The sequence below is a fragment of the Amycolatopsis sp. cmx-4-61 genome, assembly GCF_046548775.1.
GTDB lineage: Bacteria > Actinomycetota > Actinomycetes > Mycobacteriales > Pseudonocardiaceae > Amycolatopsis.
In genome coordinates, this window is record NZ_JAEBEI010000010.1 from 72,248 (window position 1) to 89,866 (window position 17,619).

The following is a 17,619-nucleotide window of genomic DNA, read 5'->3' on the forward strand; positions in this document are numbered from 1 at the left end:
AGGTACTCGCCCGCGGGCCCGCCGCGGGGGGTGCGAGATCGATCAAGTGCGGACGGACAACCGCGTGAGGCTCGCGTCGCCGGGCCGCCAGCGCGTCCGGACCGCGACGTACCGGGCCGGCCCGGTGTCCGCCGCCGCGTAGGTGACGCCGTCGACGCTGGTTTCGACGGCCGCGCCGGGCACGCGGCCGCGCGTCCAGGCCAGCTCGACCGCGGAAACCTCCGTCACCGTCCCGAGATCGACGACCATCCGGCCGTCGGGGCCCGGCCGCCACGCCGTCGCCGGGTCGTCGTCGACGGCCGCGGCCGGGCCGGACATGCCCGGCGGCAGGGGGTCGGCGGGGAAGGTGGTCCGGCCGAGGGCGCGGTCGGGCAGCGGGTAGGGGCGCAGTTCGCCGAAGACGACCGGCACGGTCCGCCGCGGCGGCAGCAGCACCGCTCGCGCGCGTCCGCCGTCCGGCGTCACGGTGACGAGCACGGGCAGCAGCCCGGCCGGCGCGGTGAGCTCGACCCGGCTCGCGTCGCGGACGACCGCTTTCAGCCCAGCCGGGCCACGTACGGTGAACCGCGGAGGCTCGATGCGGCCTTCCGCCGGAGCGAGCTCGTAGGAGAATTCCGTGCCCGTCCGGGTGACGGTCTGCTCGCCGCGGTACAGCCGGGTTTCCCCGGGGAGGACCGCCGTGCCGCGCACCGCGGCGCCGGAGAGGTTGAGCAGCACGAGGAAGCCGTCGGTGACGGTCGCTTCGACCGCGTCGGCGCCGGCCGGGACGCGGCCGCTCGCCTGCGGCGGCCCGGGCCGCAGCTCGGCGGCGAACCGGGCGGGCGGCCCGTCGGAGAGCGTGACGCGGTCGCCGGCGACGGTGATCGGGTGCGGGCCCGCGACCGTGATCCCGGCGCGGCCGTCGATGTCCAGCCGCCCGCCGGTGCTGCGCAGCGCGGGCACCGGGTAGGTCGCGGCGGTCGTCCAGGTCACGCCGTCGGCCGAGGTTTCGATGCGGTACTTCCGCCCGGCGGCGGATTCCCAGCTCAGCCGCACGCGGTCGATCGCCCGCGGGCTCCCGAGGTCGACGGCGAGCCAGCTGTCCGCCCGCGGCCGGTCCGATGTGGACACCGCCCACCGCGTTGCCGCGTTGCCGTCGTTGACGTACCCGGCTTCCTTGCCCGGCGACGCCGACGAGGCCGAGGCGGTGCCGGTTCGCGCGAGGTCGGGGCCGTCGCCGTCGCGGACCTCGAACGCCCAGAGCGAGTAGCCGTACTGCGGGTCCGGCTCGACGCCGCGCATACGGACGTGCCGCGCGGTGACCGGGGCGAACGTCAGGTCGTCGGTCCGGGCGCCGGTGGGTGCGGCCGCCGCCTCGATCGTCACCGCGCCTTCGACGGCGGTGTAGGTGCGGTCGCCGTCGAGGCCCGGGACACCCGGCATGGTGAGGTTGTGGACGTTCAGGACGCCTTCGCTCTCGGCGACACCGGTGCTGGCGTAGACGGCGGTGCCGGTGGGGAGGGTGGCGAAGGCGGCGTACCCGGTGTCGAAGCGCAGGACGCCGACGGTGCCGTCGAAGCCGTCGCGGACCTTCGCGTAGGCCGTCGCGTGCCGTTCCCGCACCGCGAAGTTCGCCGACGGCAGCAGCATCGGGTTGGCGCCGCCGAGCACGAACAGCCAGTCGTCGTGGTGCGGCTGCCAGGCGAACTTGACGAAGCCGGGCTTGCTGACGGTGGCGGCCCATGCGCTGGGGGAGCGGTGGGCGAGCAGGCCCGGCCCGGCGCCGAAGTCCGCGACGCCGGCGGCGTGGGTGTCGAACTCGCGCCCGCTCACCGGGACGACCGGGCCGCCGTGCGCGGCCCGCCACTCGTGCAGCAGGTAGCTGATGGCCACTTCGGCCCGGGCCTCCGGCTCGTACTTCGGCTCGCCCGAGAACTTCGTGATCCGGTCGGCCGGCGCGTAGGCCTGGTACGGCTCGAGCCGCGCGGCCAGCTGCGCCTCGGCGTAGGCGGCGTAGCGGTCGCCGAGCACCTGGGCGCGGAAGGCCAGCGGGATGACGTCCCGGCCGTAGAGGTGCTCGCGGTCGGCGACCATCGGCATCAGCGGCTCACCGGCGTCGCTGGTCATCAGTAGCATCGTGCGCCACAGCAGCTCGCCGTTCGGCTGCGCGGTGAGCACCTCCGGCAGCGGCGTGCCGGCGGCGAGGAAGTGCATCGCGTTGCGGCCGGAGGTGCGCCAGAGCTCTTCCTGGTAGTGCGGCCCGAACGAGCCGTGGTTCTCGACGAGGAAGGTGTCGTAGAGGTTCGTGGCGGTGTTCTCGCTGATCGGACGGCCGTCGACGAGCCGCGGGTTGGCCAGGTCGGCGGCGGGCAGCCCGGCTTCGTTGCGGCTCCAGGCGCCGAAGGCCGCCCGCCAGTCACCCGCCCGCGGGTCGCCGGGCGCCCACGCGAGCGCGGGGGCCAGCGACTGGGCGTAGACGCCCATCTCTTCCAGCTTGGTGTCCCCGACGTGGCCGCCGCGCAGGCCGTTCGGGGTCCAGGCGCCGGAGTCCGGGTCGTCCCCGGTGCCGAGCGCGGTCGTGTAGGCGGCCTGCCCGGCGGTGATGCGCTCGACGGCGGCCCGGGCCGGGTCGTCGAGTTCCGTCCACAGGAGGCGGGCGGCGAGCACGAAGTACGACTGGAAGGTGGTGTCGAAGAACAGCTTGCGGCCCCACTCGGTCCCGCCGGCGAGCCGGTTCGACGCGGCGAAGCGCCGGATCGTGGCGAGGGTGTGGGTGCGGAGGGTGTCCCGGTCGACCCCGGCGACGGCCGGGTCGTAGCCGTCGCGCGTCAGCAGCACGGCGTTGCCGAGCACGACGGCGAAGGTGAAGTCCCGGGCCGGGTAGGTGCCGGCGGCCGGGTCGAACTGCTGCTCGGCCCAGCGGGTGTGCCGCAGCAGCACGCGCAGGTAGGTCGCGGCGACCGGATCGGGCGGCCCGCCGGGTGCCGCCGCCCGCGCCCGGCCGGGGAGCAGGCCCGAAGCCAGTGCCGCCGCCGCGCCACCCGCGCCCAGCAGGCGCAGTGCCTGCCGCCGGTCCAGCTCCATGCCCGGGTCTCCCGTCGCTGACAACCTTGTCAGCGCGGATTCTGGGACGCCGCCGTCACCCCGGGCAACCCCGGCGGCGGAACCCGTCCGGTTTCGGACATCCGTATAACGGCCTACACGCCGCGGTCGTAGTGCGCGATCACGACCCCTTTGGTCGTGGTGACGCAGCCGGTGAGGGTGAACTCGGTGAGCGGCCCGGCGCCGAAGAGGCGGGCGCCGGAGCCGAGGGTCAGCGGGTGGATGAGCAGGGTGTACCGGTCGACCAGGCCGGCGGCGTGCAGGGCCCGCACCAGCGCGGCGCTGCCGATCACCGACAGGTCACGGCCTGGCCGGACTTTGAGTTCGGCCACCGTCCGCGTGGCGGAACTCAAAGCCGGCCTCGCAGCAGTATCGGGTTCTCCCACGCGCCGGCGTCGGCGAGGGTGGTCGAGGCGAGGTACTTGGTGGCGGCGTTCAGGTGGGTGGTGAACGGGTTGCCGTCGTCGCGCCCGCTCCAGGCGGTGGTGACGTCCGCCCAGGTGCGGCGGCCGAACAGCATGTCGCCGGGCCGGCTCATCCCCTCGCCCATCGCCCGGGCCATGACGTCGTCCTGGTAGCGCGTGCCCCAGCCGCCGTGGGCGAACCCGCCGCGGGGGGTCCTCGTCGGGACGGCCGGGGCCCTGCACGACGCCGTCGAGGCTGACGCTGGTGGTGACGGTGATCGAACGCATCGGTGTCCTTCCGGCCGGGACGGTTGTCACGTCCGATACGAACGGCGGCGGCCCGGATCGACAGCCACTGCGGCGTGCTCGGATGGCCGTGCTCTCATGAGAACGTGATCACCGACCCGTGGGTGCTGCTCCTGCTCGTGCTGGCCGGCGTCGGCGCCGGCCTGACCGGGGCGACCGCCGGGCTCGCTTCGCTGGTGTCCTACCCGGCACTGCTCGCCGCCGGGCTGCCGCCGGTGACGGCCAACGTCACCAACACCGTCGCCATGCTGGGCACCACCGTGGGTGCCGCCGCCGGGGCGCGGCCCGAACTGGCCGGGCAGCGGCGGCGGCTCGTCCCGCTCTGCGCCATCACCACCGTCGGCGGCGCGTGCGGCGGGCTCGTGCTGCTGCTGACGCCGTCGAGCGCGTTCACCGTCATCGTGCCGTGGCTGATCGGCGGGGCGTCGCTGGTGCTGCTGGCGGGCCCGTGGCTGCGCCGGCTGGCCGAAGGCGCCGAGCACCACGGCCTCAGCCCGGTCACCGGCGTGCTCGCGTTCCTGATCGGCGGCTACGGCGGCTACTTCGGGGCCGCCGCGGGCGTGCTCATGCTCGCGCTGCTCGTCACCGTCTGGACCCAGCCACTCGCCCGGACCAACGCGGCGAAGAACCTGGTCACCGGCTCGGCGAACCTCCTCGCGGCGATCGTCTTCTCGGTCACCGGCAAGGTGGTCTGGCCGGCCGCGCTCGCGGTCTGCCTCGGCTCGCTCGGCGGCTCCTGGCTGGGCTCGGCGCTCGTGCGGCGGCTGCCGGCGACGCCGTTGCGGATCGGGATCGCTCTCTGCGGACTGGGCCTGGCGGTCGTCCTCGGCCTGCGGGCATGATCGGCGGATATCGGCGAGCAGGAGGTCGGATGAGCATTGTCGGGACCAGGGTGGTCCGCCGGGAAGACCGGAATCTGATCACCGCGGGCGGCACGTACGTGGACGACCTGCGGGAGGAAGCGCTTTCCGGTGCCGCGCACGCGGTTTTCGTGCGGAGCCCGATCGCGCACGCGCGGATCGGCGGCATCGACGTGAGCGCGGCGAAGGAGGCACCGGGTGTGCTCGGCGTCTTCACCGCCGCGGACCTCGGGCTGGCCCCGCGCCCGGCGGGGCCACTACGGGAACCGTGGCTGGCCGGTGAGGTGGTGCGGTACGTCGGCGAACCGGTCGCGCTCGTCGTCACCGAAGAGCGCTACCAGCTGGCGGACGCGGCCGAGCTGGTCGACGTCGACTACGAACCGCTCGAAGCCGTGGCGGGCATCGACGCGGCCCTGGCCGGCGAGACGCTGCTGTTCCCGGAGCACGGCAGCAACATCGTGCAGGCCAAGGGAGTCACGGAGTTCGACGACGCCCTCTTCGAAGACTGCGAAGTGGTCGTCACCGAGACCATCCTCAACCAGCGCGTCGCGCCCGCGCCGCTCGAAGTGCGCGGCGCTTCCTGCGTGTGGGGCGAGGACGGCAGGCTGACGGCCTGGCTGTCCACGCAGAACGCGCAGATGGCCCGCAGCCAGCTGGCCGCGACCCTCGGCGTCGGCGAAGAGTCGGTGCGGGTGATCGCGCCGGACGTCGGTGGCGGGTTCGGCGCGAAGATCGGGGCGGACCCCGAGGCGACCGTGCTGGGCTGGGCGGCCAAGCGGCTCGGGCGGGGCGTGCGCTGGGTGGAGACGCGCAGCGAGAACCTCACGGCGATGACCCACGGCCGCGCGCAGCAGAACACCGTGACCATCGGCGGGAAGCGCGACGGCACGGTGCTGGCCTACCGCCTCGACGTCGTCCAGGACTCCGGTGCGTACCCGCGGATGCTGCTGCTGCCGACGCTGACCGAGCTGATGGCGATTGGCGTCTACCGGTTCCCCCGGGTCGAGACGCGCAGCCGTGCGGTCGTCACCACCACCACGCCGGTCGGGGCCTACCGCGGCGCCGGTCGCCCGGAGGCGACGGCCGCGGTCGAGCGCGCGATGGACTTGTTCGCCGCGGAGATCGGGCGGGACCCGGCCGAGGTCCGCCGGGTCAACTTCATCCGGCCCGACGAGTTCCCGTACCAGTCGCCGACCGGGGCGTCCTACGACACGGGCGAGTACGCGGCGGCGCTGGACAAGGTCCTGGCGGCCGCCGGATACGCGGAGCTGCGGGCCGAGCAGCGGCGTCGCCGGGAGGCGGGCGACCCCGTCGAGCTCGGCCTGGGCATCGCGGCCTACGTCGAGATCACCGGCGGCGACGGCGGTGGCGAGAGCGGCCGCGTGGACATCCACCCCGACGGCTCGGTCGTCGCGTGGACCGGCAGTTCGCCGCACGGGCAGGGGCTCGGCACGACCCTGGCCATGCTGCTGTCGGACCGGCTCGGCGTGCCGCTGGACGAGATCACCGTCCGCCACGGCGACACCGACGAGGTGCCGAAGGCGGTCGGCACGTTCGGCTCCCGGTCGCTGCAGCTGGGCGGCTCGGCGATCCGGCAGGCGGCCGACGAGGTGATCTCGCGGGCCCGCGAACTGGCCGCGGAGCTGCTCGAAGCGGCGCCGGAGGACCTCGAACTGGACGCCGGACGCGGGGTCTGGCAGGTCCGGGGGGCGCCGTCGAGCACCGTGCTCAGCTGGGCGCAGGTCGCCGGGCGCGCCGACGGCGGCAAGCTCACCGCCGACGTCTGGTTCGGCGACGGCAAGCCGACCTTCCCCTTCGGCGCGCACCTGGCGGTGGTCGAGGTGGACACCGAGACCGGCAAGGTGTGGCTGCGCCGGATCGTCGCCGTCGACGACGCCGGCCCGGTCGTCAACCCGCTCACCTTCCGCGGGCAGCGCCACGGCGGGCTGGGGCAGGGCGCGGCCCAGGCGCTGATGGAGGTCGTGACCTACGACGACGACGGCAACCCGACGACCGCGACGCTGGCCGACTACTCGTTCGTCACCGCCGCCGAGCTGCCGGACTTCGAGCTGGTCGACATGGCGACCCCGACCGACCGGAACCTGCTCGGCGTCAAGGGGATCGGCGAGGCCGCGACGATCGGGTCGACGCCGGCGGTGCACAACGCCGTGGTCGACGCGCTGTCGGCCCGCGGTGTCAAGCACCTGGACATGCCCACGACCCCGATCCGGGTCTGGGCCGCGCTGGAGGAAGCTCGGAAGGAGAGCGCGCAGTGAAGGTCTCGATCGAGGTCAACGGGCGGCCGGTGACCGAGGAGGTGCCGGACCGGACGCTGCTGGTGCACTTCCTGCGCGACACCGCCGGGCTCACCGCCACGAACGTCGGCTGCGACACGACGTCGTGCGGCGCCTGCACGGTGCTGCTCGACGGCGAGTCGGTCAAGTCCTGCACGGTGCTGGCCGCGCAGGCCGACGGCCACGCCGTCACCACCGTCGAGGGACTGTCCTCTCCGGACGGTTCGCTGCACCCGGTGCAGCGGGCGTTCCGGGAGCAGCACGGCCTGCAGTGCGGGTTCTGCACGCCGGGGATGATCATGGCGTCGGTTTCGCTGCTGGCCGACAACCCGAAGCCGACGCGCGACGAAGTCCGCGCCGGGCTCGAGGGCAACCTCTGCCGCTGCACGGGTTACCACAACATCGTCAGCGCCGTGATCGACGCTTCGGGGCAGGAGGTGGACCGGTGATCCCCGCTGCGTTCCAGTACACCCGGGCGTCCACAGTGGACGAAGCGCTGGCCCTGCTCGCCTCGCACGGCGACGACGCGAAGGTGCTGGCGGGCGGGCATTCCCTGCTGCCGCTGATGAAGCTGCGGCTGGCCACGCCGGAGCACCTGGTGGACATCGGCCCGCTCGACGAGCTGCGGTACGTCCGCCTGGACGGCGACGAGGTCGTCATCGGCGCGCTGTCGCGGTACAGCTCGCTGGTGCAGGACCCGGTCCTGCGGGAGCACGCGCCGCTGCTGGCGCACGTGTCCGGCGAGGTGGGCGACCGCCAGGTCCGCCACCGCGGCACGATCGGCGGCTCCCTGGTCCACGCCGACGCGGCGGCGGACCTGCCCGCGGCGGTGCTGGCGTCGGACGCGGTCCTGGTGGCCCGCGGCCCGGCGGGGGAGCGCCGGATCCCGGCGGCGGAGTTCTTCCTCGGCCCGTTCACCACACCGCTCGAGCCCACGGAGCTGCTGACGGAGATCCGCCTGCCGGCCCAGACGGGGCAGGGCTGGGGCTTCGAGAAGTTCACCCGCCGCGCGATCGACTGGGCGCTGGTCGGGGTGGCGGTCGCGGGCGGCCGCGTCGGCCTGGTGAACATGGGGGGCGTACCCCTGCGCGCCACGGCCACGGAGCAGGCGCTGGCGGCGGGCGCTTCGATCGAAGAGGCGGCAGCGCTGGCGGCGTCGGGGACGAACCCGCCGGACGAGCCCCACGCGACCGCGGAGTACCGGCGTCACCTGGCGCGGGTGCTGACGCGGCGGGCGCTGACGCAGGCGGCGTCGCGCAGCTGACCGATCCCCGGGGCGGCGCTTCCGCGGTGCCGCCCCGGGAAATCGCCATGGCCGATTCCCGCCAGCGGGTGTCCCGTGTGGACGGCAGGATCGGCCGGGTGAAAACCCTTGCGCACACGGCCATCGAGCCCGGCATCCTGTATTTCGGCACCCCGGTGGTGCTGATCTCCACGACCAACGAAGACGGATCCGCCAACCTGGCCCCGATGTCCTCGGCGTTCTGGCTCGGCTGGCGGGCGATGCTCGGGCTGGGCGCCCGGTCGAAGACCGCGCAGAACCTGCTGCGCACCCGCGAAGGCGTGCTGAACCTGCCGTCGGAGGCGCTCGCCCCGGCGGTCGACCGGCTGGCCCTGACGACGGGGTCGGACCCGGTCCCGGCCGGCAAGCAGGAGCGCGGCTACTTCCACGTGGCGAACAAGTTCGCGCGCGCCGGGCTGACGCCGGTGCCGTCGTCGACCGTGGGTCCGCCGCGGGTCGGCGAGTGCCCGGTGGCCATGGAGGTCGTCGTCGAGGCGGCGCACCCGGTGGGGGACGGCGGGGGCGTGCTCGCCTTCGAGGCGCGGGTGCAGCGGGTGTGGGTGCACGAGGAGATCCGGCTGGCGGGGACCGAGGACCGGATCGACCCGGACCGCTGGCGGCCGCTCATCATGAGTTTCCAGAAGTTCTACGGGCTCGGGACGCAGGTGCACCCGTCGACGCTGGCCCGGATCCCGGAGCGGCTCTACCGTGGTCCGGACATCGACCGGCCCGGCGGGTTCCCGGTGCTCCGGAGGTCGGGCAGCGGGTCTGACCGCCCGGCCGGGCCCGCCGCCCCGATTCATCTCCGCACGTCGGTCCGCCACAGCCGGCGCCGCCACCCGATCGAGGGAAACCCCGGGCTTTGCCCGGCCGGTCCAGGGGATCGTGGTCTTTCGGGCATCCGGGTGGCGGCGCCGACGCCCCTCCCCGGCGCACTGCTAGTGTCGTCAGGGAACTTGCTTGAAGGTTTGATGAAAAGGATCCGGCGAGGGGAAATGGCGGAGCGGTTCGAGTTCGTCCTCGAGGTCTTCGAAGCGCTCGTCGTCGGGCGGGCCACCGGGGGCGAGGTGCGGCGGTACCCGCTCCGGGCCGGGAACCTGCCCGCCGATCCGGTGCGGTTCGTGGGACTGGCCCGGCAGGTGTACGACGCCCTCGAACAGCGGCGGCTGTCGGTCTCCGGCGAGCTGCACCCCGGCGTCCGGACCGCCTTCGAACTGCTCGCCGACCCGCGGATCTCGGTCGCGGTGAGCGGGATCGACGGGCTCGGGGCCGATGTCGCCGTCCTCGTCGTCAGCGACGGGGCCCAGGCCCTCGGGATCACCCAGGCGCCGGACACCGACGAACTGCTGTTCTCGCTGTTCGCCGACGAAGACCTCGTCGAGGTCGTCACCGGGGTGCTGCCGCCGGCACCCGCCGCCACCACCGGGAAGCACGTCGTGCACCGGGCGGCCGGGCGGGAAGTCTCCGCGATGACCGCGAAGCGGATCGCCGAGGCCGAATTCGACGAAGAAGAAACCGACGCCTTCGGGATGATCGAGGTCAAGGCGGTCGTGCGGCCCGGGCGCCGTCCGGCGGCGCCGAAGCCGTCCGACGTCGCCGTGCTCGAACGGGTGCTGGCCGAACCGCGGCTCGGCGGCGGGCACATCGCCGTCAGCGCGCAGGGACGGCGGGGCGAACGGCTCGCCGGCGAACCGCTGAGCTGGCTCGACACCGCCGACGGGCGGTACCTGGTGCACACGCGGACCGGGGACGCCGGGGAACTGACCGCCGAATACGTGCCCGCCGGGCGGGCCGACCTCGCGCGCGCCATCCGCGACGCGATCGCGGCTGTCTACTGATCGGGGAGGACCAGATGACGACGGAAGAGACCGCGGCCACGGTCCAGGCTGTCCAGGCCACCATGCAGCTGCAGGCGGCCACGTCCCCCGAGACGAAGGCCGTGGCCGCGTTGCGGGTCGGCCTCGCCGGGGCGCAGCTGAAGCGGCTCGCCCAAAGCGGCGGCTTCGCCATCGACGACACCACCGGCAACCAGCTGATCGAGGCGCTCGAAGGCGTGCTGGAGTCCCTCGAGGCGCGGTGGGCCGCGCTGCAGCGGCTGCACGACGCCCCGGCGATGAGCCGGACCGCCACCGGGCAGTGGGTGTCCGCGCACATGGTCAGCACCGCCGCCGACGAGCACGGCCTGGTCACCCAGCTGCAGGCCGCGCGGCAGGAGTTCCCGACCTACATCGAAGCCATCAAGCTGGCGAAGCAGAACTACAAGTCCCGGGAAGAGACGACGCAGCAGACGTTGACCTCGCTCCCGACCGCCGACCAGAGCTGAGGGAGACCGTGGCACCCACCGCCGAGTCCGTCTCGGACCCGTCGTCCCCGGACTACAACCCGCGCAGTCCGCTCTACGACGTGACCGCCGATCCGTCGTCGAAGTACTACGTCGGGCCGCTGACCACGGACAACTCGCCCTCGGGCGATCAGATCCGCGAGATGGCGACCCGGCAGGTCGACGACGAGATCCGGCGCGGCTGGCTCGGCCCGGTCGTCGACCCCGTGCTGCGCGACCGGAAGATCCAGGAGCTCTACCAGCAGCACCTCGACGACGCCAAGCACGGCCTCGACGAGGGCCTCGCCATGCGCGAGACCGGCGGAGCGCCGCGCACGCTGTGGAACAACGCCAGCCACGAACAGATGAACGAAGCCATCACGCAGGACGCCAACCCGGCGACCGTCGCGGAAACTTCGGAGGAGTGGGTGCGCGTCGGCAACGACCTCGGCACCCACCAGAAGACCCTCGCCGACGCGATCAACGCCAGCACCAGCAACTGGCAGGGCGGCGCCGGTGACGCCGTCCGCGAGCACCTCGCCGGCGTCGGCAAGTGGCTCGGCGCCACCGCGCAGGGCGCGACGCTGGCCGGGCGGCAGCAGGAGATCCACTCCCAGGCCCTCAACGAGACCCAGCGGCAGATGGCCGCCAACCCGCCGGTGCAGTTCGACCTCCAGGCGACCAACCAGCGCCTGATGTCGATGACCGACCCGGTGCAGTACGCCGCGGCCGCGGGCGAGGCCATGCAGACCTACCGGGCGCAGCAGGCCGCCCGGGAGCACGCCGCGCAGATCATGACCCAGTACGACGAGACCATCGGCGCCGCCGTTGCCACCCCGCGGTTCCCGGCGCCGCCGAAACTGCCGACCGCCACCGCGACGGCGTACTCCTCCGGCACCCCGGCCTCGGGCGGCTCCGGGGCGGGCAGCGCGCAGCACCCGCTGATGGCGCGGACCGCGATGGACGGCGTGACCCCGCAGACCCCGGTCGACGCGAACGCCGCGGCCTTCGGCGGTGCCGGCGCGGGCGGCTCCGGTGCCGGCGGCGCGGGGGTGCCGGGCATCCCCGGCGGCGGCTCGGGCAGCGGCGGCTCCGGGTTCTCCGGCAGCGGCATCCCGGGCGCCGGAGGCAGCGACTTCTCCGGCGGCATCCCGGGATCGGACGGCTCCGGCAGCGGCTCTTCGGGGAGCGGCTCCTCGGGGAGTGGCTTTTCCGGCAGCGGCATCCCGGGATCGGACGGCTTCGGCAGTGGCTCTTCGGGAAGCGGCTTCTCCGGCAGCGGCATCCCCGGTGGCGGCAGCGGCGGCGGCGCCGGCTTCACGCCGCCGAACTTCGACGCCCCGAGCGGCCCCGGCGGCGGCAACTTCAGCGGTGCGGGGATCCCCGGCTCGTCGCTGCCGCACTTCGACGACTCGACGACCTCGTCCGGCTTCACGCCGTCCGGCATCCCGGCCGGCGGCGGGAGCGGCGGCAGCGGCTTCACGCCGCCGTCGATCCCGAACATCCCGGACGTCTCCGGCGGGGGCGGCGCGGTCCGCGGCGGCTCGCCGATCCCGGGCTTCACCCCGCCCGGCATCGACCCGATCACCGGCCTGCCCACCGGCACCGGCCCCGGCGGCATCCCCGGCGGGGGCACGGGCGGCGCCAAGCTGCCGACCATCGGCCGCGGCGGCGGGATCAACGGTGAGAGCATCGCGAGCCGGCTCGGCGGCATCGGTGGCGGCGGCGCCGGGGGCGGCTCCCTCGGCGGGATCGGCGGCGGTGCCGGGGGGATCGGCGGCGGTGCCGGCGGGGCCGGTGGCGGTGGCGGCGTGCGCGGCACGGGCGCGGGCAACCTCGGCGGCGGTGCCGCGTCCGGTGCGGCCGCGGAAGCCGAAGCCGCGGCGGCGCGCAACGCGATGTCGGGCCGCGGTGCGGCCGGTGCCGCGGGCTCCCCGGGCATGGGCGGCATGGGCGCCGGCCGGGGCGGCAAGAAGGAAGACGACAAGGAACACAAGTCGGCCGACTACCTCGAGAGCGACGACCCGAACTTCTTCGCGGGTGAGCAGGCGGTCGCGCCTCCGGTGATCGGCGACTGGAAGAACCAGGATTGGAAGTGACGGCCATGACGGCCCCCGGCTTCGAGGTCGAACCGGATGACCTGGTCGCGCACGCGAGTCACGTCGAGAGCCTGGTGGACCGGCTCACCACGGCGAGCTCGGCGGCGGACACGGCGATGTCGGACCACGCCTACGGGCTGCTGTGCGCGTTCCTCCCGCCGATCATCCGGCCGACGAACGAGCAGGCGAAGGAAGCCCTGACGGCGTCGGGCGAAGGCGTGCGCGGGCTGGCGGACAACGTCCGGACGGCCGCGCAGTCCTACCGCGAAGGCGAAGACGCCAACGCGCAGCCGTTCGAACGCCAGCTCGCGGCCTCGCCGCGCGCAGCGGAAGCGAGGACGAACGCATGACGGGTCCGAACGGGCTGGGGAACCTGATGCGGGACCCCGACGAGACGATCCGCCGGATGGACGACTGGGCCGCCGGGTTCGCCGCGAAGGCGCAGCGCTACCAGGCCGCGCAGGAGCAGACCGAACGGCTGCGCCTGACCGCGACCAGCGCCGACGGCGCGGTCAGCGTCACCGTCGGCGCGGACGGCACGGTCACCGACCTGACGTTCTCGAACAAGGTCAAGTCGTTCCCGCTGGAGGAGCTGTCGCGGCAGATCCTGACGACGATGCGGCGGGCGCAGTCCGGCATCGCCGACCGCGTCGCCGGGGTGATGGCCGAGCAGCTCGGCGACGAGGACCGCGAAACCCGCGGCGCACTGCTGGACAACCTGCGCGGCCGCTTCCCGAACCCCGACGAACCGGACGAGCAGCCGCCCGCGCCGCCGGAGCCGGTTCCGCCGTCCCCGCCCTCCGGGGGCGCCGCGGCCCCGCCCGCTCCCGGCGCTCCGCAGCCGCCGCGGCGGCCCGCCCCGGCCGACGACGACGACAACAACCCGTGGTGAACTGACCGGTTCGGGCTCGGTGGCCCTGCGCAAGGCCGCCGAGACCGGGCCGGGCGCCGTCGCGGTCCACGCCCGAGCGGTCCTTTCGGGGTCTCGACAGCGGGCGCCCGTGCGGGCGACACTGGGCCGATGACCGGCCTGATCACCGGAAGCCGTGTCCGGCTGCGGCCAGCCGCCGCCCCGGACGCCGCCCGGTTCGAGGAGATCCTGTCGCACCCCGAAGTCGCCCGCTGGTGGGCCGACGCCGAGGAGCCGGTGGCCGCCCAGGTGTCCTACCTGCTGGACCCGGACGAGGGCACCACGACCTACGCCATCGAACTCGACGACGTGACGGGCGACGACGAGACAGGCACTGTCGTCGGCATCGAACTCGCCTTCGAGGAAGCCGATCCGCAGTACCGCCACGCCGGGATCGACATCGCGGTGCACCCGGACTTCCAGGGCCGCGGCCTCGGTTCGGACGCCATCCGCACGCTGGCCGAGTACCTGTTCACCGTGCGGGGACACCACCGGCTGGTGATCGACCCCGCGGCCGGCAACGAGACGGCGATCCGGCTCTACCGCTCGCTCGGCTTCCGCCCGGTCGGCACGATGCGGTCCTACGAGCGCGGTCCCGACGGCAGCTGGCACGACGGGCTGCTGATGGACCTGCTCGTGGACGACCTGGTCGCTTCCTCCGACCCCGTACTAGCCGGCTCGTGACGGGCCCCGCGGTCGCGGCCCGGCCCTTGCGGCGGGTCGCCGTGGCGAGCGCGGTGGGGACCACCATCGAGTGGTACGACTACTTCATCTACAGCACGGCGACGGCGCTGGTGTTCGGCAAGCTGTTCTTCACGACGCTGTCGCCCGCTTCCGGCACCCTCGCCGCCTTCGCGACGCTCGGGGTCGGGTTCCTGGCCCGTCCGGTCGGCGGGATCCTCTGGGGCCACTTCGGCGACCGCGTCGGCCGCAAGGCGATGCTGGTGCTGTCGCTGCTGCTGATGGGCCTGGCCACCGTCGGCGTCGGGCTGCTGCCGACGTACTCCGCGATCGGCGTCTGGGCGCCGATCCTGCTGCTGGTGCTGCGGCTCCTGCAGGGGCTGAGCGCGGGCGGCGAGTGGGGCGGGGCCGCGCTGATGGCCGTCGAACACGCCCCCGAAGGGCGCCGCGGCCGGTACGGCGCGTTCTCGCAGATCGGCGTCCCGGCGGGACTCATCCTGGCGCAGCTGATGTTCTTCGTCCTCGGCCGGGCGCTGACCGACGCGCAGTTCGCGTCCTGGGGGTGGCGGGTGCCGTTCCTGGCGAGCATCGTGCTCGTCGCCGTCGGCCTGGTGATCCGGCTGCGGATCGAAGAGAGCCCGGTGTTCGCACAGCTGCGGGACGCGGAAGAACGCAGCAGCCGGCCGATGGTCGACGTGCTGCGCGAGCGGCCGCGGGCGCTGCTGGTGGCGTCCGGCAGTTTCGTCGCCAACACCGCGATCGGCTACATCTTCCTGGCCTACCTGCTGTCCTACGGCACTTCGGTGCTCAAGATCAACCGCACCACGCTGCTGGTCGTCGTGATCATCGGCAGCGTGACGTGGCTGGTGAGCATCCTCGTCACGGCGGCGTGGTCCGACCGCGTGGGCCGCAAACCGGTGTACCTGGCCGGTTCGGTGCTCCTGGTGCTCTGGCCGATCCCGTTCTTCCTGCTCGTCGACACGAAGGCGACGGCGTGGCTGATCGTGGCGGTGATCGTGCTCAACATCGGCCTCGGCGCCACCTACGGGCCGCAGTCGGCGTTGTTCGCGGAACTGTTCGAGCCGCGCTACCGCTACAGCGGGGCTTCCTTTTCCTACGCCGTGGGCGCGGTGCTGGGCGGGGGCTTCGCGCCGTTGATCGCGACGGCGTTGCAGACGTCCACGGGCACTTCGCTCTCGGTGTCGCTCTACCTGGTCGCGGTGGCGGTGCTGAGCCTCGTCGCGGTGCTGTTCATCCCGACGGGTCAGAGCCGGTCGAGCCGGACGGCGGCGGCCATCCGCTCGTAGCCGGCGTCGCCGGGGTGGAGGTGGTCGCCGGAGTCGTAGGCCGGCCGCATCCGGAGCGGGTCGGCCGGATCGCGGACCGCCGCGTCGAAGTCGACGACGCCGTCGAAGACCCCGCCGGTGCGGATGAACGCGTTCACCGCCGTGCGGGTCGCTTCGAGGGTGTCGTCGTAGACGCGCCAGCCCTTGAACGGCGTCAGCGTGCCGCCGAGGACCCGGATGCCGCGCGCGTGCGCCTGCGCGACCAGCTGGCGGTAGGCCGAGGTGATCGCGGCCGGGTCGGTCTGGTGCGGGTCCTGCTGGATGTCGTTGATGCCTTCGAGCACGATGAGCGTCCGCACGCCGCCGACGCTCAGGACGTCGCGGTCGAAGCGGGCGAGCGCGTTCTGGCCGGCACCGGACCCGGGGACGTCCAGCAGCAGCCGGTTGGCGCTGATGCCCGCGTTGAGCACGCCGAACCGGCCGTGCAGCCGGTCGGCGAGGTAGTCCGGCCAGCGGTGGTCGGCGCCGGTGGCCGAGCCGACGCCGTCGGTGATGGAGTCGCCGAGGGCCACGATGGAAGCTTCCGCGCCGCCCTGGACGTCGACGCCGGAGACGTAGTGCCACACGGACGTCTGCTCGGTGTAGGGGGCGCCGGACTCGCTGGCGGCGAAGTCGCCGGTGCGCGTGAAGTACGACGTCTGCGCCGCGGCCGGGTGATAGGTCACCGGCCCGGACTTCGCCGGCACGTAGGTCGTGACCAGCAGGTTCGCGTCGGCGGGCACCCGCAGGCCCACCGGATCGCTCAGCGCCTCGGCACCGGCGGGCACGACGACGCTCGGGGTGCCGCCGAAGGTCAGCGACCGCAGGGTGCCCGGCACGGCGTCCGGCCCGGTCGCCTGCACCGCGACCGTGACGTGCCCGAAGGTCAGGGGAGCGGCGCCGAAGGCGTTCGACAGGTGGACGCGGGCGCGCCCGCCGCCGGCGCTGGTGTGCACGACGTTGCGGATCGAGTAGCCGGGGTAGCCGTCCGGCGTGTTCGGCACGGCGGCCGCGGGCGCCGCCGCCCAGGTGCCGACCCAGCCACCCACCGCGTGCTGCGGCGGCGCCGGGAGAGCGCTTTCCGGATTCGCGCTGCCGGCCGTGGTGAGGAGGCCGAGACCCGCCAGGACGGCCGCGCTCACGGCCACGAAACGTCGCATGTCCCCACCGTCGCGCGCGGTGCACGGGGTCAGCGACCGCTGTTCAGGTGAGGGCGCCGGACAAGACCCGGGACAGGACCTCCGGGAAGCGGCTCCGGGAAGGGGGTCTGCGCGGGAAAAGGGGCGGGCCCGTCCGGGATTCTGGGGATGCCGGACGGGCCCGCGCGAGGTGGCCGTTGCCGCGACGGCCGCTCGCCGGGGTACCCGGTCCCGATCGGGCGGAGGCTGGCCCGGATCGTTGCGTCGTGGCGACCCCGGAGGGCGTGTGCGAGACGCCCTCACCCCCAAGCACGTCCGCCGGCCCGCCCCGGTTCAGTGCACTTTCGCGGTGCCGTTCGTCTTCGGTGCAGGCGGTCGGCGTCCGGGGTTCCCGCGGGCACGTCGCGGCACCGGGCGACCGCGGCCGCTCCCGCGCCGCGAGCAGGCGCAGGGCCGCCGGTCGGGCTTCCGGGGCCGCGGGCGTCGCCGTCAGCAGCGTCTCCAGCTGCCGGCCAGGTCGCCGATCGCCTCGGCGTCGACCAGGTCGGGGTCGTCGCCCAGCGACGGGTTTTCTCACCCCGCCGGTCCAGGGGCGCCGTCGAGCTCAGGCTGCGGCGGCGGGAAAGCCGGCCAGGGCGCGGTGGCCCGCGTCGGTCAGTTCGGCGGGCGCCCACTGGCCGGGGGAGACGGGCCGGGTGGCTCTGACCAGCCCGGCGTGGGCGAGTTCGTGGGCGGCGGACTGGTCGCAGCAGGGCAAGCCGTCGACGCGGAGGTCGGGTTCGCAGCTGCAGCGGAGCTCGGCCCGGCCCGCGGCGACCGCCTTGAGCATGGCGATCGCGCGGCGGCTCGGTGCGTTCGGGTGGGTGGACATCGGTCCGGCCTTTCGGTGCGGCTGGTTCGGGGCGAGCCGCGGCGGCT

The 17,619-nt window shown here is 74.1% G+C and carries 16 protein-coding genes and 1 pseudogene; 12 read left to right on the top strand and 5 right to left on the bottom strand.

Going from position 1 to position 17,619, the window contains the following annotated elements; translation table 11 throughout:
• Positions 1 to 42: 42 nt before the first annotated feature.
• The 3 genes from ACLJOU_RS26535 to ACLJOU_RS26545 form a co-directional block, all read right to left on the bottom strand.
• On the bottom strand, positions 43 to 3,063 hold the full coding sequence (locus ACLJOU_RS26535) for a discoidin domain-containing protein (protein ID WP_410570863.1): 3,021 nt from the start codon (positions 3,061 to 3,063) through the stop codon (positions 43 to 45).
• Between the two features lie 113 nt (positions 3,064 to 3,176).
• The gene (locus ACLJOU_RS26540) at positions 3,177 to 3,413 is read right to left on the bottom strand and encodes a dihydrofolate reductase family protein (protein ID WP_410570865.1); all 237 of its coding nucleotides are present in this window, start codon (positions 3,411 to 3,413) and stop codon (positions 3,177 to 3,179) included.
• A 17-nt stretch (positions 3,414 to 3,430) separates the two neighbouring features.
• The gene (locus tag ACLJOU_RS26545) at positions 3,431 to 3,643 is read right to left on the bottom strand and encodes a hypothetical protein (protein ID WP_410570866.1); all 213 of its coding nucleotides are present in this window, start codon (positions 3,641 to 3,643) and stop codon (positions 3,431 to 3,433) included.
• Positions 3,644 to 3,877: 234 nt separating this feature from the next.
• Here ACLJOU_RS26545 and ACLJOU_RS26550 point away from each other — a divergent pair, with 234 nt between their 5' ends.
• From ACLJOU_RS26550 to ACLJOU_RS26605, 12 genes and pseudogenes are all read left to right on the top strand, one after another.
• Positions 3,878 to 4,633 carry a sulfite exporter TauE/SafE family protein gene (locus tag ACLJOU_RS26550; RefSeq protein WP_410570867.1) on the top strand — a complete coding sequence of 252 codons (756 nt, stop codon included), beginning with the start codon at positions 3,878 to 3,880 and terminating at the stop codon, positions 4,631 to 4,633.
• 29 nt (positions 4,634 to 4,662) lie between these two features.
• Positions 4,663 to 6,927 (top strand): xanthine dehydrogenase family protein molybdopterin-binding subunit, encoded by a 2,265-nt coding sequence (locus ACLJOU_RS26555; RefSeq protein ID WP_410570869.1) that lies wholly within the window; start codon positions 4,663 to 4,665, stop codon positions 6,925 to 6,927.
• Positions 6,924 to 7,394 (top strand): (2Fe-2S)-binding protein, encoded by a 471-nt coding sequence (locus ACLJOU_RS26560; RefSeq protein ID WP_410570870.1) that lies wholly within the window; start codon positions 6,924 to 6,926, stop codon positions 7,392 to 7,394. The genes ACLJOU_RS26555 and ACLJOU_RS26560 overlap by 4 nt, the downstream gene beginning before the upstream one ends.
• Positions 7,391 to 8,209, top strand: coding sequence for an FAD binding domain-containing protein (locus tag ACLJOU_RS26565; protein ID WP_410570871.1), 819 nt, complete (start codon positions 7,391 to 7,393; stop codon positions 8,207 to 8,209). The genes ACLJOU_RS26560 and ACLJOU_RS26565 overlap by 4 nt, the downstream gene beginning before the upstream one ends.
• 47 nt (positions 8,210 to 8,256) lie before the next feature.
• Positions 8,257 to 8,793: pseudogene (locus tag ACLJOU_RS26570) on the top strand (flavin reductase family protein); the annotation flags it as partial.
• Between the two features lie 429 nt (positions 8,794 to 9,222).
• Positions 9,223 to 10,065 (top strand): ESX secretion-associated protein EspG, encoded by an 843-nt coding sequence (locus ACLJOU_RS26575; protein ID WP_410571134.1) that lies wholly within the window; start codon positions 9,223 to 9,225, stop codon positions 10,063 to 10,065.
• A gap of 14 nt (positions 10,066 to 10,079) precedes the next feature.
• Positions 10,080 to 10,550, top strand: coding sequence for a hypothetical protein (locus ACLJOU_RS26580; protein ID WP_410570873.1), 471 nt, complete (start codon positions 10,080 to 10,082; stop codon positions 10,548 to 10,550).
• 8 nt (positions 10,551 to 10,558) lie between these two features.
• Positions 10,559 to 12,646: a hypothetical protein gene (locus ACLJOU_RS26585; RefSeq protein WP_410570875.1), complete on the top strand. Its 2,088-nt coding sequence runs from the start codon at positions 10,559 to 10,561 to the stop codon at positions 12,644 to 12,646.
• Positions 12,647 to 12,651: 5 nt separating this feature from the next.
• Positions 12,652 to 12,996 carry a type VII secretion target gene (locus ACLJOU_RS26590; RefSeq protein ID WP_410571136.1) on the top strand — a complete coding sequence of 115 codons (345 nt, stop codon included), beginning with the start codon at positions 12,652 to 12,654 and terminating at the stop codon, positions 12,994 to 12,996.
• The gene (locus tag ACLJOU_RS26595; protein ID WP_410570877.1) at positions 12,993 to 13,538 is read left to right on the top strand and encodes a YbaB/EbfC family nucleoid-associated protein; all 546 of its coding nucleotides are present in this window, start codon (positions 12,993 to 12,995) and stop codon (positions 13,536 to 13,538) included. The genes ACLJOU_RS26590 and ACLJOU_RS26595 overlap by 4 nt, the downstream gene beginning before the upstream one ends.
• A 129-nt stretch (positions 13,539 to 13,667) precedes the next feature.
• Entirely contained in the window at positions 13,668 to 14,240 is a 573-nt protein-coding gene (locus ACLJOU_RS26600) for a GNAT family N-acetyltransferase (RefSeq protein ID WP_410570878.1), read from the top strand.
• A complete protein-coding gene (locus ACLJOU_RS26605) occupies positions 14,237 to 15,544 on the top strand; it encodes an MFS transporter (protein WP_410570879.1) in 1,308 nt (435 codons plus the stop codon). The genes ACLJOU_RS26600 and ACLJOU_RS26605 overlap by 4 nt, the downstream gene beginning before the upstream one ends.
• Here ACLJOU_RS26605 and ACLJOU_RS26610 read toward each other — a convergent pair.
• Positions 15,502 to 16,722, bottom strand: a complete 1,221-nt coding sequence (locus ACLJOU_RS26610) for an SGNH/GDSL hydrolase family protein (protein ID WP_410570881.1) — start codon at positions 16,720 to 16,722, stop codon at positions 15,502 to 15,504. The two genes, ACLJOU_RS26605 and ACLJOU_RS26610, sit on opposite strands and share 43 nt — an antisense overlap.
• Positions 16,723 to 17,305: 583 nt before the next feature.
• A complete protein-coding gene (locus tag ACLJOU_RS26615) occupies positions 17,306 to 17,572 on the bottom strand; it encodes a hypothetical protein (protein ID WP_410570882.1) in 267 nt (88 codons plus the stop codon).
• Positions 17,573 to 17,619: the final 47 nt, after the last annotated feature.

Excerpts from the sequence above, each read along its gene's own strand:
- ACLJOU_RS26535 (WP_410570863.1), bottom strand. The coding sequence starts at position 3,063 with ATGGAGCTGGACCGGCGGCAGGCACTGCGCCTGCTGGGCGCGGGTGGC.
- ACLJOU_RS26545 (WP_410570866.1), bottom strand. The coding sequence starts at position 3,643 with ATGGCCCGGGCGATGGGCGAGGGGATGAGCCGGCCCGGCGACATGCTG.
- ACLJOU_RS26555 (WP_410570869.1), top strand. The coding sequence starts at position 4,663 with ATGAGCATTGTCGGGACCAGGGTGGTCCGCCGGGAAGACCGGAATCTG.
- ACLJOU_RS26575 (WP_410571134.1), top strand. The coding sequence starts at position 9,223 with ATGGCGGAGCGGTTCGAGTTCGTCCTCGAGGTCTTCGAAGCGCTCGTC.
- ACLJOU_RS26580 (WP_410570873.1), top strand. The coding sequence starts at position 10,080 with ATGACGACGGAAGAGACCGCGGCCACGGTCCAGGCTGTCCAGGCCACC.
- ACLJOU_RS26590 (WP_410571136.1), top strand. The coding sequence starts at position 12,652 with ATGACGGCCCCCGGCTTCGAGGTCGAACCGGATGACCTGGTCGCGCAC.
- ACLJOU_RS26595 (WP_410570877.1), top strand. The coding sequence starts at position 12,993 with ATGACGGGTCCGAACGGGCTGGGGAACCTGATGCGGGACCCCGACGAG.
- ACLJOU_RS26600 (WP_410570878.1), top strand. The coding sequence starts at position 13,668 with ATGACCGGCCTGATCACCGGAAGCCGTGTCCGGCTGCGGCCAGCCGCC.
- ACLJOU_RS26610 (WP_410570881.1), bottom strand. The coding sequence starts at position 16,722 with ATGCGACGTTTCGTGGCCGTGAGCGCGGCCGTCCTGGCGGGTCTCGGC.
- ACLJOU_RS26615 (WP_410570882.1), bottom strand. The coding sequence starts at position 17,572 with ATGTCCACCCACCCGAACGCACCGAGCCGCCGCGCGATCGCCATGCTC.